This window comes from Paraburkholderia sp. RL17-373-BIF-A, assembly GCF_046030175.1.
Taxonomy (GTDB): Bacteria; Pseudomonadota; Gammaproteobacteria; order Burkholderiales; family Burkholderiaceae; genus Paraburkholderia.
In genome coordinates, this window is the sequence record NZ_JARESO010000465.1 from 1 (window position 1) to 382 (window position 382).

The 382-nt window shown below is 55.2% G+C and carries 1 protein-coding gene; it reads right to left on the reverse strand.

Annotated elements, in window-relative coordinates; translation table 11 throughout:
• Positions 1–382 (reverse strand): polyphosphate kinase 2 family protein (locus P0D80_RS51395; protein ID WP_459252786.1); only part of this gene is annotated, 382 nt, incomplete at both ends.

Sequence of the window (382 nt, forward strand, 5' to 3'; positions counted from 1 at the left end):
AGTGCTGGTCGCATTGAGGCATTCCTCGTAGGCCTTCATGTACTGGTTCCAGTATCGCCGTTCCTCGACGTCGGCAACACTGAATTTCCAGTTTTTCTCGGGGTCGTCTATGCGCTGCAGGAAACGTTTGCGCTGCTCTTCCTTCGAGATGTGAAGGTAGAACTTGACGATCCGAGTGCCGTTCCCGGAAAGGTGCAACTCCAGGTCCAAGATCGAACGATAGCGGTCATGCCACACTGTCTTTTCGTCGAGCAGTGCATCCGGTAGGCCTTCGTTATGGAGAATCTCGGGATGAACGCGAGCAATCAGCACCTCTTCGTAATAGGACCGGTTGAAGATGCCGATCCGTCCACGCTCGGGCAGATCGCGCGTAGTGCGCCAG